Annotated in this window: 19 protein-coding genes; 9 read left to right on the forward strand and 10 right to left on the reverse strand. The window is 72.5% G+C overall.

Annotated features, from left to right (window positions below; all coding sequences use genetic code 11):
- Positions 1-162: 162 nt before the first annotated feature.
- Positions 163-1,194, reverse strand: a complete 1,032-nt coding sequence (locus tag ACLJWH_RS03030) for a MurR/RpiR family transcriptional regulator (protein ID WP_411139964.1) — start codon at positions 1,192-1,194, stop codon at positions 163-165.
- Between the two features lie 249 nt (positions 1,195-1,443).
- On the opposite strand from ACLJWH_RS03030, the gene ACLJWH_RS03035 reads away from it, so the two are divergent.
- Positions 1,444-1,923 carry a hypothetical protein gene (locus ACLJWH_RS03035; protein WP_411139965.1) on the forward strand — a complete coding sequence of 160 codons (480 nt, stop codon included), beginning with the start codon at positions 1,444-1,446 and terminating at the stop codon, positions 1,921-1,923.
- 7 nt (positions 1,924-1,930) lie between these two features.
- Here ACLJWH_RS03035 and ACLJWH_RS03040 read toward each other — a convergent pair whose 3' ends face one another.
- The 4 genes from ACLJWH_RS03040 to ACLJWH_RS03055 all read right to left on the reverse strand — a co-directional run bounded on the left by ACLJWH_RS03040 (position 1,931) and on the right by ACLJWH_RS03055 (position 8,451).
- A complete protein-coding gene (locus ACLJWH_RS03040; RefSeq protein ID WP_411139966.1) occupies positions 1,931-3,391 on the reverse strand; it encodes a nitrate/sulfonate/bicarbonate ABC transporter ATP-binding protein in 1,461 nt (486 codons plus the stop codon).
- 66 nt (positions 3,392-3,457) lie between these two features.
- On the reverse strand, positions 3,458-5,194 hold the full coding sequence (locus tag ACLJWH_RS03045; protein ID WP_411139967.1) for an ABC transporter permease: 1,737 nt from the start codon (positions 5,192-5,194) through the stop codon (positions 3,458-3,460).
- A gap of 190 nt (positions 5,195-5,384) precedes the next feature.
- Positions 5,385-6,860, reverse strand: a complete 1,476-nt coding sequence (locus tag ACLJWH_RS03050) for a hypothetical protein (RefSeq protein ID WP_411139968.1) — start codon at positions 6,858-6,860, stop codon at positions 5,385-5,387.
- 4 nt (positions 6,861-6,864) lie between these two features.
- Positions 6,865-8,451: an IucA/IucC family protein gene (locus tag ACLJWH_RS03055; RefSeq protein WP_411139969.1), complete on the reverse strand. Its 1,587-nt coding sequence runs from the start codon at positions 8,449-8,451 to the stop codon at positions 6,865-6,867.
- Between the two features lie 220 nt (positions 8,452-8,671).
- On the opposite strand from ACLJWH_RS03055, the gene ACLJWH_RS03060 reads away from it, so the two are divergent.
- Entirely contained in the window at positions 8,672-10,345 is a 1,674-nt protein-coding gene (locus ACLJWH_RS03060) for an IucA/IucC family protein (RefSeq protein WP_411139970.1), read from the forward strand.
- 48 nt (positions 10,346-10,393) lie between these two features.
- On the opposite strand, the gene ACLJWH_RS03065 is transcribed toward ACLJWH_RS03060, so the two are convergent.
- Together ACLJWH_RS03065 and ACLJWH_RS03070 are read right to left on the reverse strand one after the other, a co-directional pair.
- Entirely contained in the window at positions 10,394-11,290 is an 897-nt protein-coding gene (locus ACLJWH_RS03065) for an ABC transporter permease (protein ID WP_411139971.1), read from the reverse strand.
- Positions 11,290-12,330 (reverse strand): ATP-binding cassette domain-containing protein, encoded by a 1,041-nt coding sequence (locus ACLJWH_RS03070; RefSeq protein WP_411139972.1) that lies wholly within the window; start codon positions 12,328-12,330, stop codon positions 11,290-11,292. The genes ACLJWH_RS03065 and ACLJWH_RS03070 overlap by 1 nt, the downstream gene beginning before the upstream one ends.
- A 224-nt stretch (positions 12,331-12,554) precedes the next feature.
- Here ACLJWH_RS03070 and ACLJWH_RS03075 point away from each other — a divergent pair, with 224 nt between their 5' ends.
- From ACLJWH_RS03075 to ACLJWH_RS03085, 3 genes are all read left to right on the forward strand, one after another.
- Complete coding sequence (locus ACLJWH_RS03075; RefSeq protein ID WP_411139973.1) at positions 12,555-14,000, forward strand: purine-cytosine permease family protein; 1,446 nt, start codon at positions 12,555-12,557, stop codon at positions 13,998-14,000.
- Positions 14,001-14,041: 41 nt separating this feature from the next.
- Positions 14,042-14,482 (forward strand): hypothetical protein, encoded by a 441-nt coding sequence (locus tag ACLJWH_RS03080; protein ID WP_411139974.1) that lies wholly within the window; start codon positions 14,042-14,044, stop codon positions 14,480-14,482.
- Between the two features lie 667 nt (positions 14,483-15,149).
- Entirely contained in the window at positions 15,150-15,461 is a 312-nt protein-coding gene (locus ACLJWH_RS03085; protein ID WP_411139975.1) for a 4a-hydroxytetrahydrobiopterin dehydratase, read from the forward strand.
- 80 nt (positions 15,462-15,541) lie between these two features.
- On the opposite strand, the gene ACLJWH_RS03090 is transcribed toward ACLJWH_RS03085, so the two are convergent.
- The gene (locus ACLJWH_RS03090; protein WP_411139976.1) at positions 15,542-16,927 is read right to left on the reverse strand and encodes a cystathionine beta-synthase; all 1,386 of its coding nucleotides are present in this window, start codon (positions 16,925-16,927) and stop codon (positions 15,542-15,544) included.
- Between the two features lie 310 nt (positions 16,928-17,237).
- Between ACLJWH_RS03090 and ACLJWH_RS03095 the strand changes: the two genes are divergently transcribed.
- The 3 genes from ACLJWH_RS03095 (at position 17,238) to ACLJWH_RS03105 (ending at position 21,170) form a co-directional block, all read left to right on the forward strand.
- Positions 17,238-18,251 (forward strand): SGNH/GDSL hydrolase family protein, encoded by a 1,014-nt coding sequence (locus ACLJWH_RS03095; RefSeq protein WP_411139977.1) that lies wholly within the window; start codon positions 17,238-17,240, stop codon positions 18,249-18,251.
- A gap of 178 nt (positions 18,252-18,429) precedes the next feature.
- Positions 18,430-19,650 (forward strand): acetyl-CoA C-acetyltransferase, encoded by a 1,221-nt coding sequence (locus ACLJWH_RS03100; RefSeq protein WP_411139978.1) that lies wholly within the window; start codon positions 18,430-18,432, stop codon positions 19,648-19,650.
- A gap of 557 nt (positions 19,651-20,207) precedes the next feature.
- On the forward strand, positions 20,208-21,170 hold the full coding sequence (locus ACLJWH_RS03105) for a hypothetical protein (protein WP_411139979.1): 963 nt from the start codon (positions 20,208-20,210) through the stop codon (positions 21,168-21,170).
- A gap of 274 nt (positions 21,171-21,444) precedes the next feature.
- Here the strand turns inward: ACLJWH_RS03105 and ACLJWH_RS03110 are convergent, their stop codons facing one another.
- Positions 21,445-21,777 (reverse strand): hypothetical protein, encoded by a 333-nt coding sequence (locus ACLJWH_RS03110; protein ID WP_411139980.1) that lies wholly within the window; start codon positions 21,775-21,777, stop codon positions 21,445-21,447.
- A gap of 110 nt (positions 21,778-21,887) precedes the next feature.
- Here ACLJWH_RS03110 and ACLJWH_RS03115 point away from each other — a divergent pair, with 110 nt between their 5' ends.
- A complete protein-coding gene (locus ACLJWH_RS03115) occupies positions 21,888-22,115 on the forward strand; it encodes a DUF4287 domain-containing protein (RefSeq protein WP_411139981.1) in 228 nt (75 codons plus the stop codon).
- A 123-nt stretch (positions 22,116-22,238) separates the two neighbouring features.
- Here ACLJWH_RS03115 and ACLJWH_RS03120 read toward each other — a convergent pair whose 3' ends face one another.
- On the reverse strand, positions 22,239-23,093 hold the full coding sequence (locus ACLJWH_RS03120; RefSeq protein ID WP_411139982.1) for a Bax inhibitor-1/YccA family protein: 855 nt from the start codon (positions 23,091-23,093) through the stop codon (positions 22,239-22,241).
- Positions 23,094-23,138: the final 45 nt, after the last annotated feature.

Here is a 23,138-nt window from a genome sequence, read left to right on the forward strand (position 1 = left end):
CCTCTCACGGCAGACCTCCGCACGCCGGGACAGCCCACGCTCCACCCGGACGTCGCGGCTGTCCGTGATACCTGTACCGGCGGCGGAGCGTAGCCAACCGGCATGAGGATTTCCTGAGACGGCGTCGGCGGTTTCGACGGCATCGGCAGCCCCCTCGCCGCCTCACTCCACGAACAGCCCGCGCTCCGCCGCCTTGGCGTCGAATTCCTCCAGGCGGGCCTGGGCGTCCGGGAGGGCGTCGCACATCGCCTCCAGGAGGACGCGGCCCAGGAGCATCGGGGCGCACACCGTGTCGAAGGCCAGGCCGGTGCCGACGGGGGCGGGCAGGAGGAGGTCGGTGTGGTGGGCGACCGGGGCGAACACGCTGTCGGCGACGGTGACGACGGTGAGACCGGCCGCGCGGGCGTACTCCAGGGCGTCGATGACCTCGCGGGGGTGGCGGGGCAGGGCGAAGCACAGGAGGGTGCTCGCACCGGCCCGCACGGCGGCGTCGATGCGGTCGGAGAGCAGGGTGCCGCCCTCGTCCAGGAGGCGGACGTCGGGGTGGACCTTGCGGGCGAAGTAGACGAAGCCGGCGGCCTGGGCGGTCGCCGCGCGCAGACCGAGGACCGGGAGCGGCCGGGAGGCGGCGAAGAGGCGGCCGGCCCGGACGACCGGCGACGGGTCGGCGAGCGCCGCGGCGAGGTGGCGGAGGTTGTCGATCTCCGTCTGGACGGCCTGCTGGTACTCGTTGTACGCACCGGTGGCGTCCGGCTTCGCGGCGGGCGCGACCTCGCGCAGGTGGCGGCGGAGCGCCGGGTAGCCGTCGAAGCCGAGCGCGACCGCGAAGCGGGTGACGGACGGCTGGCTGACACCGGCGAGTTCGGCCAGTTCGACGCTGGAGAGGAACGGCGCGTCGGCGGCCCGGCGCACCATGCAGTGCGCGATCCGGCGCTGGGTGGGCGTCAGCCGGTGCCCTTCGAAGAGCTTCTGGAGGCGGGCGGCGGTGCCGGTGGAGACGGCCGCCGCCCCGGCCGGACCGTGCCCCGGTGCCGCCCCGGCCGGTTCCGGTGCGGCCGGTTCCGGTGCGGCCGGTTCCGGGCTCGCCGCACCCGCCGTCTTCCCGCGCACCGTGCCCGTACCCGGGTCCGTGCCCGCGTCCGCCGCCGTTCCGTCGGCCGCGCCGCTGCCGACGTTGTCCCCGTCCCCGCTCATGGCCTCGTGCCTCTGCTTCCCGGCCCGGTCAGGGGCCTTGTCATCTGTCGACCGACTGTACGGAATTCCTGGCCCGCGCCGGTCCCGCCTACGCGTCGGGATCCGGCCGGCCATACCCCCGGGAGCCCGCGGCGCCGGTACGCGAGGCGGGCCACCACCCCGTACGCAAGCCGGGCCGGGCCGCGTGGTGTCGCCCGTACGGCGAGCCAGAATGGATACCGGGGAGGGATACGGGACGGGAGGCGCGATATGTGGACCTTGCCCCACCCGGTGCGGGCAGCGCCCCACCCGATGCGGATCCTGCCCCACCCGCACACCGGAGAGGGCGCGGCGGTGCTGGGTCTGCTCACGCTGGCACTGCTCGGGACGGTCCTGCTCGCCACCGCCCCGCTCCGGGACCGGCCGGTGGCCGGCGGCGCGCTGGCCGCCGTCGGTGTCCCGGTCTTCCTGGTGGTCGCCGTGCTCCGGCACCACTACCACCGGGTCGCCGCCCGGCAGGCCCGTCCGACGGTGCCGACGGCGGCTGACGGGCAGTGGTTCACCGCGGAGTCCCTGGCGGGCTTCCCCTGGCAGACCGCGCGGGACCCCGGGGCGCCGGGCCGGGACCGGTTGTACCTGGCGTGGATCCTCGCCACCCAGGGCCACGACGCCGCCTGGATCGGGCATCAGCTGGGCCTTCCCGCCGAGGTGGTCCACCCGTTGGTCGACGCGGCCCGCGAGCGCCGGTAGCCGCCGGTCAGCGCCCGCCACCCGGGCCGGAGCCGGAGTCCGGGCCGGAGCCGGGGCCCCCGGGGGAGTCCGGGCCGGAGGCGGCGGGCGGGGCGGAGCCGGACGGTCCGGCGGACGACTGGAGGAGGGTGCGGGCGCCGGGTTCGAGGAGGAGCCGGCCGTCGTCGCGGTTGTAGTCGAACAGTTCGCCGTAGCGGCCCCAGCCGATCGCGGTCTCCAGCTGGTTGCGGGCCTGTTCGGCCGTGAAGCCGCGGCGCAGCAGGTCCAGGAAGAGGCCCTCCCGCAGGGTGCCGTCCTCGGTGGCGACCAGGCCCTGGACGATGGCGCGCACCAGGGGGGCGCGAGTGGCGGCCAGGCGGGCGAAGTGCTCCTTGCTGGTGAGGATGTCCGCGGCGGTGAACTCCCGGCCCTCGTCGGTGATGGCGATCCGGGCGTCGGCGACGGTGGCCAGGCCCAGCAGGACGGTGGCGTCGACCAGGGGCAGCAGATCGTCGATCTCGAAGTTGAGGTCGTCGGCGATCTCCGCGAGGCCGTCCTCGCCGCCGCGGGCGAGCAGGATCTCCAGCAGACCGGCCAGGCCGCCCACCGACGCCTCCGGCAGCGGGAGGTCACCGGGGGTGGCCAGGGCGGGGACCGTCGGCGCGGCGGCGGCCTGGACGGCGGCCTCGCGGCCGGTGAGGATCCCGTAGACGGTGTCGACCAGGGCCTCGAAGGCGGGGTCGGTGCGGTCGCGGGGGCGGGGCAGGTCGACGTCGAGTTCGGCCTGGAGGCTTCCCGGATTGGAGGAGAGCACCAGTACCCGGTCGGCCAGCAGCACCGCTTCCTCGATGTTGTGGGTGACGATCAGGATCGACTTCACCGGTGCGTCATGCCCCTCCCACAGGCCCACCAGCTCGCTGCGGAGGTTCTCGGCGGTGAGCACGTCCAGGGCGGAGAAGGGTTCGTCCATCAGCAGCGCGTCCGGCTCGACGACCAGGCCGCGGGCGAAGCCGACCCGCTGGCGCATCCCGCCGGACAGCTCCTTCGGATAGGCGCCCTCGAAACCGTCCAGACCGATCAGGTCGATCGCCTTCAGTGCCCGCTCCCGCCGCTCGGCCTCGGGCACGTTGCGGGCCTGCAAGGACAGCTCGACGTTCTGCTGCACGGTCAGCCACGGCAGCAGGGCGAAGGACTGGAAGACCATCGCCACCCCGGGATTGGCGCCGGTCAGCGGGGTGTCGCGGTAGGTGACCGTACCGGCGGACGGGGCGATCAGCCCGGCGATGCACCGCAGCAGGGTGGACTTCCCCGCCCCGGACTTGCCCAGCAGCGCGACGATCTCGCCCTCCCGCAGGGCGAAGCTGATCCCGTCCAGGACCGGCAGGGCCTGGCCGTCGGGGGTGATGAACGTCTTGGTGACGTGCTCGGCCTCGATGATCACCGGGCCCGGGGACCGCGCGCCGGCCGGCCGGCCGGGGGCGGCCGTCACCGCCGCACCTTCCGCCGGTCCCGCTCGCTGCTCTTCCTCGTGTCCATACGACCTCCGCCGGTGCTGTCACAGGGCGTAACGCGTTTCGGCCAGCCGGTACAGGCGGCGCCACAGCAGCCGGTTGGCCGCCACGACGTACACGCTCATCACGGTGACCCCGATCAGGATTCTGGGGAAGTCGCCGCTGCCGGTGGCCTGCGCGATGTAGGCCCCCAGGCCGGTGGCGGTCAGGTGGTGGTGCCCGTACTCGACGATCTCACCGACGATGGAGGCGTTCCACGCGCCGCCGGCGGCGGTGATCCCCCCGGTGACGTAGTACGGGAAGATCGCCGGCAGGATGAACTTCCGCCAGCGCAGCCGCCCGCCCACCCGGAACAGGGTCATCGCCTCGCGCAGGTCGGAGGGGATGGACGAGGCCCCGGCGATCACGTTGAAGAGGATGTACCACTGCGCGCCCAGCGCCATCAGCACGATCGCCCCGGCGTTCAGCGGGATACCGGCCAGGACGAAGAAGGCGGTGGCGAAGGGGAAGAGGAAGTTGGCGGGGAAACTGGCCAGCACCTGCACCACCGGCTGGGCGAACCGGGAGACCCGGGGGTTCATCCCGATCCACACGCCGACCGGTACCCACACCAGCGTCGCCACGACGATCAGTACGACCACCCGGCCGAAGGTCGCGGCGCCCACGGCGAAGGCGTGCCCGAACTCCGCCAGGCCCGTCGTGTCCTGCACATACGCCAGGGCCTTCCACGCGCCGAAGATCACCAGGGCGGCCAGCACCCCGGCGAAGAAGACGTCCCCCGTCCGCTCGCGCTTCTGGGGACGGAACAGCGGATGCTCGGCCGGTCCGAACGGCCGGGTCCAGCGGTCCAGCGCCCGGCTCACCGGACGCAGCGGCCGGCCGAGCCGCGCCGGCACGGTGGAGCGCCGCAGCGTGTCCAGCACCACGCTGCGCGGGTGTTCGGCGGCCTCGGACTCCTCGACCCGGAACCGTTCCGACCACGCCACCATCGGCCGCCAGAACAGCGCGTTCACCCCGATCACCAGCACCATCATCACGGCGATGGCGATGCCGACCTGGCCGAGGTCGCCCCGGGCGATGGCCGCGGCGGCGTAGGAGCCCATACCGGGCAGCGCGTAGGTGCGGTTGAGCACGCTGATCGACTCGGAGGCCGCCAGGAAGAACCAGGCGCCGCCGAAACTCATCATCCCGTTCCAGACGAGCGGGATCATCCCGCCGGGTACGTCCAGGCGCCAGAACCGCTGCCACTTGGTCAGCCGCATCACCCGGGCCGCCTCGTCGAGTTCCTGCGGCTGGGAGATGAGCGAGTAGTAGAACGCGAAGGTCATGTTCCAGGCCATCGCCGTGAAGATCGCGAAGACCGAGGCGCACTCCAGCCCCAGGGCGGAGCCGGGGAAGAGGTTGATGAACGCGGTCACCGTGACCGACAGGAACCCCAGCACCGGCACCGACTGAAGGATGTCCAGCACCGGGAGCAGCACCTTCTCCGCCCGCCGCAGCCGCGCCGCGGCGATGGCGTAGACGAAGGTGAACAGCACCGAGGGGACCAGCGCGGCGAACATCCGCAGCAGTGACCGCACCGCGTAGTACGGCAGGTTCGACGGATCCGTGGAGACGAAGGACGGCGCGGTCTTCGGCAGGAACGGCGCGTTCAGCGCCGGGGCGAGCCGCAGCACTCCGTACAGCAGCCCCAGCAGCGCCGCCGCCACCAGCACGTCCACCCATCGCAGTGCCGGGCGGCGCAGCACCGCGCGGGACGGGAATCCGCCCTCACCCGCCATGCGCACCAGCCCCTGCCGCCCGCGCCGCCGTCACACCGCCACGGCCACCCAATCACGCAGAGCCCGGAATCGATGACAGGACGTGCACACGACCGGCGTGCCGCGGGGCGTGGGTCTCGGCCGTCCGCGCCGGGAGCGCGGGGTGAGGGGGTGAGGGTGCGAGGGGGTGGCGGTACGGGCGTGCGGCCCGCTACGTCCGGCCCTCAGGATCGGGCGGGGCGAAGACCGTGGACGCGGCACCGCCGCGTGCCACATTGAGCAGGTGTCCCTGGCTCATCCGGCTGCCGTAGCCGATGATCCGACCGTCCAGGACCGGCACCACCAGGTCCCGGAAGTACCGTCCGCCGGTCACCTCGACCACCGGCGTGCCGATCCGCTCCTGGACCAGCCACCCCCGGCGGTCCGGGCCCCGTACCAGCTGCTGCCACTCCTCGGGGGGCGTCTCCGCACCGATGACCACGGACTCGCCACGGCATCCGTACGGCGCTTTCAGTACGAACCGCGCGCGCTCCGAGACGGCTTCCGCCGTGCTGACGCCGTCGCCCAGTTTGCGGCTGAACGGTACGAACGCGTCGAGTGCCGCCCGCTGCCGCGGCGTGAACAGGCGCCGGAAGCGGGGGTCGGAGAGCGCGGCCAGGCACAGTTTGTTCTCCGCGACCCAGCGTTCCGCGAGGGGATTGGGTACCCGGAGCCGCTTCGCCGTCAGCCGCGCGCAGAAGGTTTCCCAGCTTTCGATCTTCCGCACATCGAGCGGGAAGTATTTCAAGTACCCCAGGCGCAATGGGCTGTCGGAGGCGAGGTCGGCCGGCTCCAGCGCCACCGGCGTACAGCCCCGCCGACGCAACTGCGCGCTCACCTGCGCCATCTCGTACCCGGTGGTCGACCGGTGATGGAACAACCCGATGCTGCGGCGGTCCTCCTCGGCCACTCCGTGGTCGCGGCCGTAGCCAGTCAGCCAGTCGGCGAACCATTCGGGCCGCTCGAACGGCGCGTCGGGAACGCCCCACTCCGTCAGCAGCCCGCCCAGCGACGACTGGCGCCAGTAGCGGTTCACCGTGCCCACGGAGATCATCCCGCCGGGGCTGCTCGCGTTGAACTCCAGTACGCGCACCGTGCCCAGAGTGCTGCCGAGCAGATCCAGGCGGCAGAAGTCGACCCGCAAGCGCTCCGGCGCCGTCTCGCGCAGGATCCATGGCCGGAACTCCTGCGGCACGTCCAGGAACTCCTGCAACTCCGCGTCGTACGGGTAGCGCCGGACCAGGCGTTCCAGGCACTGCACGGCGTTCGTGACCCGCCACCGCAGTTCGGGTTCGGCCGGCGGATGCACCATGGCGACCCCGGGCATGGCACGGAACAGCTCGCCGCCGGTCCCGTCGGGGGGTGCCGCCGCGTCCATCAGCCGGTCCGCCCGGATCCGGGCCCGCACCTCCTGATGGGCCCGCCGAACCCGTTCCACCCCGGCCGGCGGGTGCCCCGGCGCGCCCGGCATGCCCAGCAGGTTCCGTTCGGGGTCCAGCAGCGGAACGTCGTCGCCCACGGCGGCCGGGGAGTCGGCCGGCCGGGAGGCGCCACCCCATGAGGCGACCCCGCCGCCGTGCGCGATGCGCCGCATACGGCGGCGGGGGCGTCCCGCGCCGGGGGCCGGTGGTCGTGCCGCCGCCGTCACGTCGTCACCGTACGGGGCCGCGCAGCGGATTGAGGAGAGCGACGTAACGGGCGCTCGCGCCGTCGGCATCGAGCCAGCGCAGCAGGAGATTGGCCTTGGCGGGGATGTGCGGGGCGGCGAGCAGGCGCCGGATCTCGGGGGGATCGCCGTTCTCCGTCGCGTAGTCGGCGAACACCGACCGTGCCCGCCGCCACAGCTCACCGCCGAGTTCCGGATGGCGTTCGCCGATCGCGCCGGCGATCTCGGAGAGGTTGTTGGTCACCAGGCAGTACGTCAGCCGTTCCCAGCCGTGGGCCGCGGTCACTCCGGGGGCGGGTGTCCGCGGCCCGAAGCGGCCCAGCAGATCGCGGTGTTCGTCCGCGATGAGCTTGACCCCTTCGTGGTCGCGGAAGAGCGCCTGCACCGGGAGGCCGGTCTCGTCCACGCAGACCAGGACGTTCTGGAGATGGCATTCCAGCACCACCCCGTGCCGCAGACAGGCGTGGAGCACCGGCGGAACCACGTGGTCGAGGTACCGCTGCCACCAGATGAGTGCCCGCTCCGGGGTCGTGCCGTCGAGCGGGTTGCCGGGGAAGCCCTCGCTGACGCCCGCCGCGAGCAGCGGTGTCACCCCTGGTCCGAGGTGCGTCCACACGCCATCGCGCACGACCACGGCCAGCGCCTCGTAGACGTCCTGACCGCCGGGATCGGCGGTGCGGTAGCCCCGGTCGGCGAGGACGGCCGCCGTCGGCGAGCGCGGCGGAAGGTCGTCGAAGACCGTGTCCAGGAGCTCGTCGATCACCCGCAGCCACCGCAGATCGCGCAGCCACAGGCGGCGGATGTCGTTGGTGATCCGTACGTCCAGGCTGAACTTGCAGAACAGGTCGGAGTCCGGCAGGTACACCGTGCGCAGTGAGGAGGTCGGTACGGCGGGGATGTCGGTCTCCCCCAGCCGCAGCAGGCGCCCGTCGTGGAACGCGGGCAGGTCACCGAGCAGGTCGAGCTGCCAGGGGTGCGCGGGGAGCAGCCGGTAGCCGTCCAGCGGCGGTGTGCCGATGACGTCCAGGGCCGAGGGGTCGCCGTCCTCGGCGACCAGGTCGGCACGGACGCCGAGCACCGCCAGCGGGAACCGGGCGTACGCCTCGGGCGCGTAGGGCAGCCAGCTGTCCGGGGCGCCCGCGCCACGGGCCTTGGGGGCGGGGTGGTACCGGTGTCCGGCGAGGAGCGCCTGTTCGGAACGGAGGTACAGGTCCTTGGGCGGGCTCTCGGACTCGCGTGCGTCCAGCACGGCCGCGATGACGTCCCGGCTGTCGGTGATCTCGGTGGGGAGCGTGGTGTTGGCGATGCCCGTGTGCAGACGGAGTTCCTCCGCGACGAGCGCCACGAGAGCCTCGAACGCCAGCGGACGCCAGCCCTCGGCGACTCGCAGGCGGGGCTCGCCGGGGCTGCGCCCGGCCCGCACCCGCAACAGGCGGCCGGTCGCCGGAAGCCGGTAGGTGAGGTGGCCGTCGGGCTCGCCCTGGCACCGCTCGGGCCGGGCCACCTCACGGATCAGGCAGTTGAGGAGCGCGGTGGCCGAGAGGGCATCGGCGCAGTCCCGGACATCACCCATGCCAGCGCCTTCCCGGGTGCGTCAGTGTCCATACTCCATACGCATAACCCATTATTCTCATATTAAGCACAACGCCGGCGCCTTGCACCGCCGGGCGCCACACACCGGACGCCGGCAGGCCATTCATTCATGAGCACTCCGCTTTCGCACCCCGCGCAAATGAGCCATTGACGGTTCGTGATCGCGATTTTCCGCAAAATCGAGAGGGTGGCGACCTTTTGTGAATCCCGACTCCAGCCACGACTCGCCGCATCCGACGCCGCGCGCGCTTGAGGCAGCCTTCGCCGCCGAACTGGCCGCCGTGCGCCCCGGCCTCTCCGGCGCCTACGCCGACGCGCTGCCCCCGGCGCGCGCCGCCGTCCTCGGGCGCCTGTGGCGTGCGCTGCTGTACGAACCGCTGCCGGGCGTGGCGGTGCGTGACGGGCGCCGCGGCAGCGCCGGACTCGGCGACGGCCGGGTGCTGAGCGGACCGCCCCGGCTGCCGCACGATCTCGGCACGCCCGAGGACCGGCCGACGGTGCGGCTGGACGGCCGGGCGTACGCCCATCCCGCCGAGTTGCTCGCCGCCATCGGGATGCCCGGTGCCGCCGCCCTCACGGCCGAACTGGACCACAGCGTGGCCTCTCTGGCGCTCTCCCTGGCGGGGGCCGCCGATGCCGGGGTGGCGGGGACGGACGAGGCCGATCGCTCGCTCGCGCACTTCGAGCAGAGCGTCGTCGACGGCCATCCGTACCACCCCTGCTGCCGCAGCCGCCCCGGCTTCTCGGTGGCCGACCAGCTGGCCTACGGGCCGGAGCACCGGCCGGTCGTCGGTGTGGATCTGGTCGCGGTCCCGGCCGACCGCTGCCGCGTCGCGGGGACGTGGCCGGCCCGGCTGCGGGACGGTGACCGGCTGCTGCTGCCCGTACACCCCTGGCAGAGCCGGCATGTGCTGCCGGAGCTCGGGCACCTGCCGTTCGCCGTCGGAGCGATCCGCGCCCGCCCGCTGATGACCGTGCGGACCTTCGCCCCGCTCACCGGGGGGCCGCACCTCAAGACGGCGCTCACCATGCGGATGACCAGCCAGGTCCGGGACATCTCGGCAGGTGCGGTCACCAACAGCGCGCCGCTGTCCGCGCTGCTGTCGGAGGTCGTGGGGCGGCTGGACGGCGGGCTCGGGATCGCCCGCAACCTCGCCGCGGCCTCCGCCGTCGTGGACGGCGCGCCCAGCACGGACCTCGCCGCCCTGCTGCGCGAGTCACCGTCCGATGCCGCACGCCTGCGCGCGGGCGAGACACTGGTGCCGGTGGCGGCGCTCACCGCGCGCCCGGCCGACGGCGGACCGCCGCTGATCCGCTCGCTGATGACCGCTGCCGGAGCCGGCCGGCACACCGTCGACTGGCTGGCGTCCTTCGCCCGGTCGGTGCTGCCCCCGATGCTGCGCCTGCTCTCCTGGGGCGTGGCGCTGGCGGCGCACGGGCAGAATCTGCTGGTCGTCCTCGACGAAGACGCCCGGCCATGCCGCTTCGTCTACCGCGACCTGGCCGACGTCCGCATGAGCCCCGCCAGGTTGGCGCACCACGGGTTCACGGTGCCGCCCCTCGGCGGCAAGATGCTCAGCGACGACCCGGCGCTGCTGCGCAGCAAGCTCTTCGGCCATCTGATCGGGACCACGCTGAGCAGCCTGGTCTCCGCGCTCGCCGAGGGCGACCGGAACGCCGAGGCGCGGCTGTGGGCCGCCGTCGCCGCCGCGGCCCGCCGTACCTACGACGAGCTGCCCGCCACCGGGGAAAGCCGCGCCGACCGTGCGGCGTTGTTCGGCGCGGAACTGCCGGTCAAGGCACTCACGTTGATGCGCCTGGAAGGAATGTCCCCGGGCGACCTGTGGGCATCCCTGCCCAACCCGCTCGCGTGATACGGCGTCCGGGAAGTCCCAGGGGCGGGATATCCCGGGGCGGATTCGTCAGGACAGTACGCGGCGGCGGAAATTGCGGAGGCCCAGACCGAGGAAGAGCGCGCAGAGCGCCACGAGCGCCGGGTAGACGATATAGAGAGGCATGTGTGAGGTCTCGGTGAAGCCTGCCCGCATTCCCTCGGTGAGGTAGATCAAGGGGTTGACGAGCACCAGGATCTGGAGCCAGTGGAATCCGCCTATATGGACCATGGAAAGTTTGGTCCACTGATAATAGGTGCCGCCCAGAAAGACCAGCGGCAATACCACGAACCCGAACATGAGGCCGATGTTCCGGGGCTGGAAGGTGGTGCCCAGCAGCAGTCCGAGCGAGGTCATGGTGATACAGGCCAGCGGAATCAGCGTGATCACGATCCACCAGTGGATGCTCAGCTCCGCGTGGACGCCCGGTGCGTGCACCACCGCCGCGATCGGCAGCACGATGACCGCGGAGATCAGCCCCTGGGCCGCACCCGACAGGACCCTGGCGATGGCCACCAGCCAGATCGGGCACGGCGCCTGCACCCGGTCCTCGATCTCCCGGGTGTAGCCGAACTCCGTGGACATCTGAATGGCCACGGACTGAATGCCCTGGAACATGATGGCGATCGAGACCACGCCCGGCACCAGGACGGTGGCGAACGCCGATTCACCGGCCCGGCCACCGCTCGAACCGATGCCCTGGCCGATGGTGGGGAAGACATAGAGAAAGACGAAGACCAGCAGGAAGGGCTGCATGAGGGTGCGGCCCACGAACTCGCCGAAGTTCTTGCCGAGCACCGCGAGATCCCGCCGGATGAGCGCCACCAGGGCCGAGCGGCTCGACGCCGCCGCGGACCGGGCGGGCCGTACGGTGATACGGCCGTCGGCCGGGCGGGCCGGCACCGAAGGCGTGGCGGAGCGGGCCATCAGTCCCTCAGCTCCTTTCCGGTGAGACCGATGAACACCGTCTCCAGGCTGCTTTCGGAAATCGAGAGATCGACGAGATCGAACCCGCCGGCCTCGGCGCTCGCCACGACCCGGGAGAGAATCCGGTCGTTCCCTTTCACCTGGAGTTCGACGCCGCCGTCGACCGGGCGGATGCGCACCACATTGCCGATGTCCCGCTGGAGCCGGTCCGCCAGTTCACCGGTGTCACCACTGGTGGCGACCGTGACGACGGTGTCGGCCCCGACGCTCTCCTTGAGCGCGCCCGGATTGCCGAGGGCCAGAATTCTGCCGTGATCGATGATCGCCACCCGGTCGCAGAGATGGTCGGCTTCTTCCATGTTGTGCGTGGTGAGCAGGATGGTCTGGCCGTCGGCGATCAGCCGGTCCAGTACGTCCCAGAGCGCCAGCCGGCTCTGCGGATCGAGCCCCGCGGTCGGCTCGTCCAGAAAGAGCACGGCCGGCCGGTGGAATATCGCCCGTGCCACCAGCAGCCGCTGGGCCATACCGCCGGACAGCGCGTACACCGATGCCGCCGACCATTTGGACAGGTGAAACCGTTCGAGGAGTTCATCGGCCTGGCGGCGGGACCGGCGGCTGGGAATGCCGAAGAGCAGACCGTGGTAGTAGAGGTTCTCCCAGACGGTCAGCGCGCGGTCCAGGGTGTTCTCCTGGGTGACCACGGCACTGATCTGCTTGGCGAGCGCCGGGTGGGCGATCACATCGATGTCCCCGATGTACGCCGAGCCCCCGGTGGGCACCACCCGGGTGGTCAGCATGCCGACCGTGGTGGTCTTGCCGGCGCCGTTGGGGCCCAGCAGACCGAAGATCTCGCCCCGGTAGACCCGGAGATCCAGCCGGTCCACCGCCGCGAAACCCGTCTTGGGGTAGACCTTCGTCAGACCCTCGGTACGAATGACCGTCTCGCGCCCGCCGGATTCCGCCGGACCGTGCCGCGATCCGGATTCCGCCGGCCCGCCCCGCGGGCGGCTGCCGCCCACATCCGCTGAAGGTGTCGCCATGGCTCACCCCGCACCTGTTCGCCCCCGCGCTCCACCCATCGTCCGCCGACCGTCCGGGCCGTACAACTCGCCGGACCCGCACCCGGCCACCGCCCCGCCCGTCCGCCACAGCGACCGGCGATCAGCAATCCATTGATCACCAACTGCCCCCGGCCTATTGACCTTCCATTCACCTGCGTCGATCCTGCATGAACCCATACAGGCGGCTCGGGGAGGCGGCACCCATGGCAGGTGTGGTGGAACGGCACTCGATCGACGTCGTCCCCGACGAGGAACGGCACGGGCGCCCCTTCAGCCAGTTCACGCTCTGGCTCGGCGCCAATCTCCAGATCACCGCCGTCATCACCGGCGCGCTGGCCGTCGTCTTCGGGGCGAACGCCTTCTGGGCACTGATCGGCCTGCTGCTCGGCAACCTCCTGGGCGGTGCGGTGATGGCCCTGCACGCGGCGCAGGGCCCCCGCCTGGGGCTGCCGCAGATGATCACCTCGCGCGCCCAGTTCGGCGTCCGCGGCGCGGTGGTCCCGCTCGCGCTGGTCATCGTGATGTACCTCGGGTTCTTCGCCAGCGGCACCGTACTGGCCGGTCAGGCGGTCGGCCGGCTCACCCACCTCGGCGAGACGCCCGGCATCGTCCTCTTCGCCGTGGTCACCGCCGTCGCCGCGGCCGTCGGCTACCGCCTGGTCCACGTCCTCGGCCGGATCGCCGGCCTCGTCTGCGCGCTCGCCTTCGTCTACCTGGGCGCGCGTCTCCTCCAGCGCGCCGACCTCGCCGACCTGCTCCACGACCGCGGTTTCGGCCTGCCCGTCTTCCTGCTCGCCGTCTCCCTGTCGGCCTCCTGGCAGCTGGCGTTCGGCCCGTACGTCGCCGACTACTCGCGCTACCTCCCGCGCCACACCTCGGCGCGCGCCACCTTCTGGTGGACGCTGTCCGGCTCGGTGCTCGGCGCGCAGTGGTCGATGGCCTTCGGCGTGCTGGCGGCGGCCGCCGCCCCCGCCGCCTTCGTGGGCCACGAGGTCACGTACCTCGTCGGCCTCGGCGGCACCGGTCTGACCGCCGCGCTCCTCTACTTCGTCATCGCCCTCGGCAAGCTCACCATCAACATCCTCAACACCTACGGCGGCTTCATGTCGCTGGTCACCAGCGTCAGCGGCTTCCGCCGCCCCGGGGCGGCCGGGAGCGGCGCCCCCACGGTCTCACCGCGCGCCCGGTCCCTGTACATCGCCGGAATCATGGTCGCCGGCACCGCCGTGGCCCTGCTGGGCAAGGACTCCTTCCTCGCCTCGTTCAAGGACTTCCTGCTCTTCCTGCTGACCTTCTTCACCCCGTGGTCGGCGATCAACCTCGTCGACTACTACCTCATCTCCAAGGAGCGGTACGACATCCCGGCACTCGGCGATCCCGCCGGCCGCTACGGCGCCTGGAACGCCGGAGCCCTGACCGTCTACGTCCTCGGTGTCCTGGCCCAGTTCCCGTTCCTCGCCACGCACTTCTACACCGGCCCCCTGGTGGCACCGCTCGGCGGCGCGGACATCTCCTGGCTGATCGGCCTCGCCGTCCCGGCCGCCCTCTACTGGGCCGTCGCCCGCCGCGACACGGCACGGGTCCCGGATCCGGACGGCCCGGCGGACGGGCGGCCGGGGGCGACGGCCCCCGTCGGATTGGGGGGCTAGCCCTACCGACCTGCGACGCGGCCACCCGTAATCTCGGCAGCATGGCGACACACGACCCCGACCTGAGGAAAGAACTCGACGCGACCCTCCAGACACGCAAAGAGCTGGGGCCGGAGTACGAGTCGGAGCTGGTGGAGTCCTTCCTGGAGAAGCTGGACAAGTCCGTCGACCAGCGGGTGCGGCGGCAACTGGCCGAGCAGCAGATACAGGTGGCGCGCGGTACGTCACCGCCCCGGCGCGGCGACGGCCTGACCGGCGGCGGGACCGGCTCCGCCGCCGGCGGCTTCGCCGAGCGGTTCGCGGTCGCCACGGTCTCGCTGGTGCTGGCCATCCCGCTGTCCGCGATCGCCGCGGTGAACGCCGGGCTGACCGGTCTGCTCATCTCCTGGGTCGGCGTCCTCGGCGTCAACGCGGTGCACAGCAGGGGGCTGCGGAGCCTGCTGCGGCCCCGCGCGCCCCGCGGCGACGGCGAGTGGGACTGACCGCACCGGAAGGCCGGTGAGCGGGGGCGAGGCGGGGGGAGCGCGGGGCAGCGGTCCGGTCGGGCAGGTGCCCCGGCGCGGCGGCAGGAGCCGGGAACTGCCTGGCGGAACGGCCGGGAAAGCCACCGGGAAGACCGCCGGGAAAACGGCCCGGAAATCAGCGGAGAGAAGAGTGTTGCGGGGACCACCGCACCCCGGCGGACCGGGGGCGGGACGACGGCGGTCCCCGCAAGGGATGCGAACCGGGTCAGGGCCGGTCCCGCGTCCCGACGATCGTGGAGTCCGGGAGCCGCTCCGGAAGTCCGTATCGCCGTGGTCCTCACTGTGCCGGACGAGTGTTAAGCCCGTGCTGCGCGGACGTGACACTTACGTGCGCCTTGCGCCGACGGCCCGTTCCCTGACGGTTACTTGACACCGGACCGGGTACGGAAGCGTTCGGCCCAGCCCAGCGCTTCCCGGCGCTTCCCGGCGGATCCGGGCGGCGCCGGGCCGTCCGACACGCGCCGCCCCGGACGGGTCCCGCTCCCGCGTCCGCCGGCGGGCGGGCGACAAGATCGCCCCAGGGCCCCGGCACCCGGGGCCGCGTGAGCCCGACGGCTCAGCCGTCCGACCGCACCGCCGTCCTGTCACCCCCACCGCACCGACCGCCCGACCCGAAGGAGACCACGTGCCCACTCCCCCGCTGACCGGTGCCGAGCTGGATACCGCCCTGGCCGGCCTGCCCGGCTGGTCCGTACAGGACGGCAGCCTGACGGCGACGTTCACGGCGGACCGGACGGCGGTGCCCGGCCTGTACGCGGCCGTCGCCGCCGCCGAGGACGACGCCAACCACCACGCCGCGATCCGGATCCTCTACGGCACGGTCTCGTTCGCCCTGAACACCCATGACGCCGGGGGCGCGATCACCGGGAAGGACACCGCCCTCGCCGCCCGCATCACCGCGCTCGCCGCGCAGCACGGGGCGGGCCCGGCCCGCTGACGCTCCGGCCGGTCCCGGCCGGAGCCGGGCAGCCGGCGCGGCCCACACAGCCGCCGCGACCGGCGCGCCCGGCAACCCGCCTACTTGACCGCCCGCGCCAGAAAGGCCAGCAGGTCCTGGCGGCTCACCACGCCCTTCGGCTTCCCCTCGACCAGGACGACCGCCGCGTCGGCGCCCTCCAGGACCGCCATCAGATCGGCGACCGGCTCGCCCGAGCCGACCTGCGGCAGCGGCGGGCACATGTGCTTCTCCAGGGGGTCGCCGAGCGACGCGCGCTGGGTGAACAGGGCGTCCAGCAGCTCGCGCTCGACCACCGAGCCGACGACCTCGGCGGCCATCACATCGGGGTGCCCGGCGCCCGGCTTGACGATCGGCATCTGCGAGACGCCGTACTCGCGCAGCACCTCGATCGCCTCGCCGACCGTCTCCTCCGGGTGCATGTGCACGAGCGAGGGCAGTGCGCCCTCCTTGTGCTGGAGCACATCGCTCACCCGCGCCGCGGTGCCGCTCTCCTCCAGGAAGCCGTAGTCGGCCATCCACTCGTCATTGAAGATCTTGGAGAGGTAGCCACGGCCGCTGTCCGGCAGCAGGACGACCACCACATCGTCCGGGCCGAGCCGCGCGGCGACCTCCAGACCGGCCACCACCGCCATCCCGCAGGAGCCGCCGACCAGCAGCCCCTCCTCCTTGGCCAGCCGCCGGGTCATCTGGAAGGCGTCCTTGTCCGAGACCGCCACGATCTCGTCCGCGACCGTACGGTCGTACGCGGTCGGCCAGAAGTCCTCGCCGACGCCCTCGATCAGATACGGGCGCCCGGAGCCACCGCTGTAGACCGAGCCCTCCGGGTCGGCGCCGATCACCCTGACCCGGCCCTCGCTGGCGTCCTTCAGATAGCGGCCGGTGCCGCTGATGGTGCCGCCGGTGCCGACGCCCGCCACGAAGTGGGTCAGCCGTCCGTCCGTCTGCTCCCACAGCTCGGGGCCGGTGGTCTCGTAGTGCGAGCGCGGGTTGTTCGGGTTGCTGTACTGGTCGGGCTTCCAGGCGCCGGGCGTCTCGCGCACCAGGCGGTCGGAGACGTTGTAGTACGAGTCGGGGTGCTCGGGGTCCACGGCGGTCGGGCAGACCACCACCTCCGCCCCGTACGCCCGCAGCACATTGATCTTGTCCGTCGACACCTTGTCGGGGCACACGAAAATGCACTTGTAGCCCTTTTGCTGGGCCACGATCGCCAGCCCCACACCGGTGTTCCCGGAGGTCGGCTCGACGATGGTGCCGCCCGGCTGCAACTCGCCCGACTGCTCGGCGGCCTCGATCATCCGTACCGCGATCCGGTCCTTGACGGACCCGCCCGGATTGAAGTACTCGACCTTCACCAGGACGGTGGCCTGGATTCCTTTGGTGACGCTGTTGAGCCGCACCAGCGGGGTATTGCCGACAAGCTCAATCATCGATTCGTAAAACTGCACGGTGGTCTCCGCGGTCGGGGGCACGCTGTCCTGCGCCCATCCGACCAGCCTATTGCCCGTGCCCGGAAGAGGTCCGGTGCGTTGCGTTCCGTGCCCGACGGGGCAACAACCTGTTGTACGGATGCGGAGCACGGGGTCCGGGCGCGGAGCCGGCGGAGACCCGCCGGGTACGGCTGCCGCACGCGGGCCCCGGGCAGGGGCATCGCGTACGGCCTCCGGGGACGGGCCCGGCTCCGGAGTCCCGTCGATCGGGGAGCGCCGCGGCCGGCCCGGCCGCGGCGCACGCACAGCACGGGAAGGTGCCCGGCCTATGCCGATGACGATGTCCAGGGCGAGGGTGGCACGGCGGATCGCGACCGCCGCCGCGGTCGGCGGCGGCGGGATAGGGCTGCTCGGTGTCGCCGCCGCCGGGGTGCTGCTGACCGAGGTCCGGCTGGCCCGCCGCACGGTCGGCAACTCCAGCGACACGCCGCCCTGCGCCGACGGCCGCTACGGCGCCGCCTTCGGCCACCGCACCGACCGGCCACCGCTGCGGCTCGGCTTCCTCGGCGACTCCACCGCCGCCGGCCAGGGCGTGCACCGCGCCCACCAGACCCCGGGCGCGCTGCTCGCCTCCGGCCTGGCCGCGCTCGCCGAACTGCCGGTGGACTTCCGCAACGTGGCGCTGCCCGGCGCCCGGTCCGACGATCTGGAGCGCCAGGTGGCACTGCTGCTGGCGGACGGTGACGCGGTCCCGGACGTCTGCGTCATCATGATCGGCGCGAACGACGTCACCCGCCGGATGCCGCCCGCGCGGTCCGTACACCATCTGTCCGAGGCGGTGGGCACCCTGCGCGCGGCGGGCTGCGAGGTCGTCGTCGGCACCTGCCCCGACCTGGGCACCATCGAGCCGGTCTACCAGCCGCTGCGCTGGGTGGCCCGCCGGCTCTCCCGGCAGCTCGCGGCCGCCCAGACGATCGGCGTGGTCGAGAGCGGCGGCCGGACGGTCTCGCTCGGGGCGCTGCTCGGCCCCGAGTTCGAGGCGCGGCCGCGGGAGCTGTTCGGCCCGGACAACTACCATCCGTCGGCGGAGGGTTACGCCACCGCCGCGATGGCCATGCTGCCGACGCTGTGCGCGGCGCTCGGCCTGTGGCCGGAGGACGAACGGCCGGAGCCGGCCCGCCACGAGGACATCCTGCCGGTCGAGCAGGCGGCCGCGGAGGCCGCCGCCGAGGGCGGTACGGAGGTGGCCGCCGCCCGCGCCCCCTGGGCGCTGCTCAAGCACCGCAGGCGCCGTCAGCTGCCGGCCGCGGAGACCGCCCCGGGTCCACCGGTGACGCAGTAGACGCCCCGCACCCACGTCCGCGTCGCACGCACAGCCACCTACACACAGCCACGCACACACCCGCATAAGCGCCCGCTTAGAAAAGAGTCCCGCATCACAGCGCGCACCCCGTGACCTCGGCACTACGTACGGGTAACTTCCCTCACAGTCCGCCCCCTTCCCGCCCCCAGGAGCCGTGATGCCCGAAGCCGTGATCGTCTCAGCCGCCCGTTCCCCGATCGGCCGCGCCTTCAAGGGCTCGCTCAAGGAGCTGCGTCCCGACGACCTGACCGCGAAGATCATCGAAACCGCCCTCGCCAAGGTCCCCGAGCTGGACCCCGCCGACATCGACGACCTGATGCTCGGCTGCGGACTGCCCGGCGGCGAACAGGGCCACAACCTCGGCCGGATCGTGGCCGTCCAGATGGGGATGGACCACCTCCCCGGCTGTACGGTCACCCGCTACTGCTCGTCCTCCCTCCAGACCTCCCGGATGGCGATGCACGCCATCAAGGCGGGCGAGGGCGATGTCTTCATCTCGGCCGGCGTCGAGATGGTCTCCCGCTCGGTCAAGGGCAGCTCCGACGGCCTGCCGGAGACCCACAACCCGCTCTTCGCCGACGCCGAGGCCCGCACCGCCGCCCGCGCCGAGCAGGGGGGCACCGACTGGCACGACCCGCGCGCCGACGGCCTGGTCCCGGACGCGTACATCGCGATGGGCCAGACCGCGGAGAACCTCGCCCGCCTCAAGGGCATCACCCGCCAGGACATGGACGAGTTCGGCGTACGGTCCCAGAACCTCGCCGAGCAGGCGATCAAGGACGGGTTCTGGGAGCGGGAGATCACCCCCGTCACGCTCCCCGACGGCACGGTCGTCAGCAAGGACGACGGCCCGCGGGCCGGGGTCAGCATGGAGGGTGTCCAGGGCCTCAAGCCGGTCTTCCGCCCCGACGGTCTGGTGACGGCCGGCAACTGCTGCCCGCTGAACGACGGCGCCGCGGCGCTGGTGATCATGTCCGACACCAAGGCGCGCGAGCTGGGCCTGACCCCGCTGGCCCGGATCGTCTCCACCGGCGTCTCCGCCCTCTCCCCCGAGATCATGGGGTACGGCCCGGTCGAGGCGTCCAAGCAGGCGCTGGCCCGCGCCGGCCTGTCGGTCTCCGACATCGACCTGGTCGAGATCAACGAGGCGTTCGCCGCCCAGGTGATCCCCTCCTACCGCGCCCTGGGCATCGACCTGGACCGCCTGAACGTCAACGGCGGCGCCATCGCCGTCGGCCACCCCTTCGGCATGACCGGCGCCCGCATCACCACCACCCTGATCAACTCCCTCCAGTGGCACGACAAGCAGTTCGCCCTGGAGACGATGTGCGTGGGCGGCGGCCAGGGCATGGCGATGGTGCTGGAGCGGCTGAGCTGAGCTGGAGCGGAGGGTAGGGGCCGGGTGCGAGGAACGAGTGCCCGGCACCTGCCCGCAGCGCAAGCGAAGCGAAGCCCGACCGACGAACGCGCGGCCAGGAGCCCGACCGACGAACCCGTGCGGCTGAGCCGCAGCGGAGGGCCGGGGAGGGCGGCAGGGGCGGGAAGGGAAGAGCGGCCGGACGCGACGTACGGCCCCAACTCCCCCTCCGTATACACCCTTCGCTCCCGTCCAGGCACGCACAGCGACCCCGCGTGATGCGCGTCACCCAAGTAACAAGATCGCGACCGAATCTCCCCCAGGATTGTGACCAATCACCTGGGGGAGCCGTGTTCTCGCAGGTCAAAAGGGGGGCCCCGGGGCGCACCGGGCCCAAAGCCCCACCCATTTCAGGACAAAGCGCACTGTGAACGGTCGCCGTCGACCGTCAGGCTGAGGTAGGAAGTCGGGGGACATTCTGCTATCAGGAGTACGCCAGTGAGCGAGCGCGTCGAGGGAACCACAAACAGGTGCGCGCCCCGCGCCTACGGGGCAGTCGAGCGAAGCGGGGAGGACGCATGAGCCTCATCACCCTCGTCCTGCTACTGGCCGCGGCCCTCGCCGTGGCGCTGGGCGCGGCGGCCCTGCACACCGTCCGCGCGCTGCGCCGCCAGCTCACCGACCTGCACGCCGAGCTGGTCGCCGCCCGCACGGACACCACCACCACCACCACCGCCACCGCCGCCGGGGCGGCCATCCCGGCCGCCCGCGCCACCCCGGTCGCCGAGACACCGCTCGCCGATATACGTGCCGCCGTCGCGGACGCGCTGGCCGAGGAGCGGGAGCGCGAACTGGCCGAGGCCCGCGCGTTCTGGGCCGCCCAGGAGGCCCGGGACGCCGCCGACGCGCCGTCCCTGCTCGGCGGGCTGATCGGCCTCGGCGAGGAGAGCCCGCTGGACGCCCGCGCGGACGGGCGCGAACTGTCCGAGCGGCTCGACCTGGACCGGCTCGACGGCCAGCCGTTCCTGCCCCGGCAGGCGGACCTGGCCGGTCTGGAACCGCTGCTGGGCCCGGACGCCCTGGAGCCGATGGGCGCGCTGGAGTCCGTCGAGGCCCTGGAGGCCCTGGACGGCCCGGAGTTCGGGCCCGTCGAGGAGGCCGAGTCCGCGGAGCTGGCCGCCGCCCGCCGGCGTCACCCCTCGCACCCGGAGTTCTCCCCCACCCCCGTCATCGGCGACCACGAGCGCACCGTCGCGCGCCTGGAGGAGCTGTCCCGGCAGGGCACCCCGCTCGCGGACGTCCGCCCCGGCCCGCTGGGCACGCTGGACGTCTATGTCTTCACCGACGGCACCACGCTCTGTCTGACCCCCGGGCACCGCGAGACCGCCGAGAGCGTCGGCGCCGCACTGCGCGCGGGCCATCGCCCGGTGCTGCTGGGCGGCTCCGGCATCTCCGGCGCGTACGCCCTGACCTTCGCCTGGGGCGAGGGCCGCCAGGAGAGCGTCTACATCCTGGCCGACCGCGTCATCGCCTCGCTCTGACCCGGCAGGGCGCGGCGGACGGAGCGGAAACCGGCCGTACCGCGCGCGCCCGGCCCGCGCTGCCGTGCCGGGCCCCGCGGTACGGGCGACGCGCCGACGTCACGCCCTGGCTGGTCCCCCTCCCGGCGAGCTCTGCCCCGTCGCGCCGCCCAGCACGCACGCTCGCCGCGTTGGCCGGAAGTCCTGGTAGCTCCGCTGCAAGGACTTCCGGCCGCCTTGCGATCGCACGCACCGGACGGCGCTCCGCACGGGGCGAACATCGCCGGTCACGGCACTAGACGCGCTCCGCCGCCTCCCGGACCCGCCGCACGGCCTGGGCCAGTTCCTCGGCGGGGACCCATTTCGCGTCCTCGGCCGGGGTCGCGTCCGCGTCCCGCAGCGCCTCGACGAGGTCGTGGCCGGCCACCGCGAGCTGGTCGCCGACCGCGAACATGCCGACGTCCGGCAGCGTGTACGGCGCCCGCCCCGGGGACTCGATCCGCTGCGCGCGCACCGCCAGTTCCCGTGCCAGCGCGAGCCCTTCGGCCGCCGCGCCGCGGCCGAGGGTGCTCTGCGGCAGCGCCCGGAGGCGGTCGGCGAGGGCGTCCACGGCATTCTGCAAAGGCATCACGTCAAGCACCTGGCGAGCCTATGCGCCACCGCGGGGTGGTTGCCAACGCCCGAACGCTCGGGCACGGTGGGCTGAAGGACCCGCACCGACCGCGTCCGGAGGCGCCGATGTCTCAGCTCTTCTCCGAGGAGACCCACCGGAACCTGCTCTCCCGTATCCCCCAGTGCACCGGCCGGGAAGTCACCGACTGGCTCCGCACCGTTGACGAAGGCCCCGCCCTCCTCCGTTTCGACGAAAGGGTCAGCTGGCTGCGCGGCGCGCACAACCTCGCGTACGGACATGCCAAGGCGATCGTCCACGAGCACGACCTCAGGCGCGCCGCCCGCAAGCGCTGACCACGCGACGCCGGGCCGGGACGCCGAAGGGTCCGCGGGCATTCTGCCCGCGGACCCTTTTTACGACCGCTCGCGCGCGGTCCCTCCTGACACGGCTCGGACGACCCGGTGCCGACCGGTTCGTCAGTCGCGCAGGATCGAGATCAGCCGCAGCATCTCCATGTAGATCCACACCAGCGTCAGGGTCAGGCCGAACGCCGCCAGCCAGGACTCCTCACGCGGCGCGCCGTAGGCGATACCGTCCTCGACCTGCTTGAAGTCCAGCGCCAGGAAGAGCGCGCCGAGGACCACGCCCACGATGCCGAAGAGGATGCCGAGGCCACCGCTGCGGAAGCCGAGGCCGTCACCCCCGCCGAACACCATGAACAGCACGTTGACCATCGACAGCAGCACGAAGCCGAGGGCGGCGATCATCACGAAGCGGGTGAAGCGGGCGGTGACCCGGACGATCCCGGTCTTGTAGGCGATGAGCATGGCGACGAACACCGCCATGGTGCCCAGCACCGCCTGCATGGGGGCGCCGTTCATCTTCGGCAGATCGTTGATGAACCCGCTGAGCGCGCCGAGGAAGAGGCCCTCCAGCGCCGCGTAGGTCAGGATCAGTGCCGGCGACGGCTTGCGCTTGAAGGACTGGACGAAGCCCAGCACCATCGCGACAAGGCCCGCGCCGATCGCGAAGCCGAGGTTCTCGGTCAGGAAGAGCCAGCCGACGGTCGCACCCGCGATCACCGTGCCGAGCGTCATGCCCGTGCGCGCGACGACATCGTCCATCGTCATCGGGCGCGTCTGCGGCGTGTACTGCGGCGGTGCCTGGGTGGCGCTCTGCTGGCCCTGGGCGTAGGGATTGGTCGCGTACGGGTTCGCACCGGCGTACGGGGTCGCGGTGGGGCCCCCGGCCTGCGGCGGCGCGTTGAAGCCCGCGTAGCCGGTGTCGCGGCTGAACCCCCGTCGCGAGAAGACCGGGTTGCTGCTCCTCATCTCACTCCTCCATGGCCGCCCTGCGCGGCCTTGACGCAAGCGTAA

The organism is Streptomyces sp. x-80 (genome assembly GCF_046549095.1).
Lineage (GTDB): Bacteria > Actinomycetota > Actinomycetes > Streptomycetales > Streptomycetaceae > Streptomyces > Streptomyces celluloflavus.

Coding starts and splice junctions, on each gene's coding strand:
- ACLJWH_RS03110 (WP_411139980.1), bottom strand. CDS start 21,777: ATGCCTTTGCAGAATGCCGTGGACGCCCTCGCCGACCGCCTCCGGGCG.
- ACLJWH_RS03065 (WP_411139971.1), bottom strand. CDS start 11,290: ATGGCCCGCTCCGCCACGCCTTCGGTGCCGGCCCGCCCGGCCGACGGC.
- ACLJWH_RS03115 (WP_411139981.1), top strand. CDS start 21,888: ATGTCTCAGCTCTTCTCCGAGGAGACCCACCGGAACCTGCTCTCCCGT.
- ACLJWH_RS03030 (WP_411139964.1), bottom strand. CDS start 1,194: ATGAGCGGGGACGGGGACAACGTCGGCAGCGGCGCGGCCGACGGAACG.
- ACLJWH_RS03080 (WP_411139974.1), top strand. CDS start 14,042: ATGGCGACACACGACCCCGACCTGAGGAAAGAACTCGACGCGACCCTC.
- ACLJWH_RS03070 (WP_411139972.1), bottom strand. CDS start 12,330: ATGGCGACACCTTCAGCGGATGTGGGCGGCAGCCGCCCGCGGGGCGGG.
- ACLJWH_RS03120 (WP_411139982.1), bottom strand. CDS start 23,093: ATGAGGAGCAGCAACCCGGTCTTCTCGCGACGGGGGTTCAGCCGCGAC.
- ACLJWH_RS03035 (WP_411139965.1), top strand. CDS start 1,444: ATGTGGACCTTGCCCCACCCGGTGCGGGCAGCGCCCCACCCGATGCGG.
- ACLJWH_RS03055 (WP_411139969.1), bottom strand. CDS start 8,451: ATGGGTGATGTCCGGGACTGCGCCGATGCCCTCTCGGCCACCGCGCTC.
- ACLJWH_RS03075 (WP_411139973.1), top strand. CDS start 12,555: ATGGCAGGTGTGGTGGAACGGCACTCGATCGACGTCGTCCCCGACGAG.
- ACLJWH_RS03105 (WP_411139979.1), top strand. CDS start 20,208: ATGAGCCTCATCACCCTCGTCCTGCTACTGGCCGCGGCCCTCGCCGTG.
- ACLJWH_RS03045 (WP_411139967.1), bottom strand. CDS start 5,194: ATGGCGGGTGAGGGCGGATTCCCGTCCCGCGCGGTGCTGCGCCGCCCG.
- ACLJWH_RS03100 (WP_411139978.1), top strand. CDS start 18,430: ATGCCCGAAGCCGTGATCGTCTCAGCCGCCCGTTCCCCGATCGGCCGC.
- ACLJWH_RS03095 (WP_411139977.1), top strand. CDS start 17,238: ATGCCGATGACGATGTCCAGGGCGAGGGTGGCACGGCGGATCGCGACC.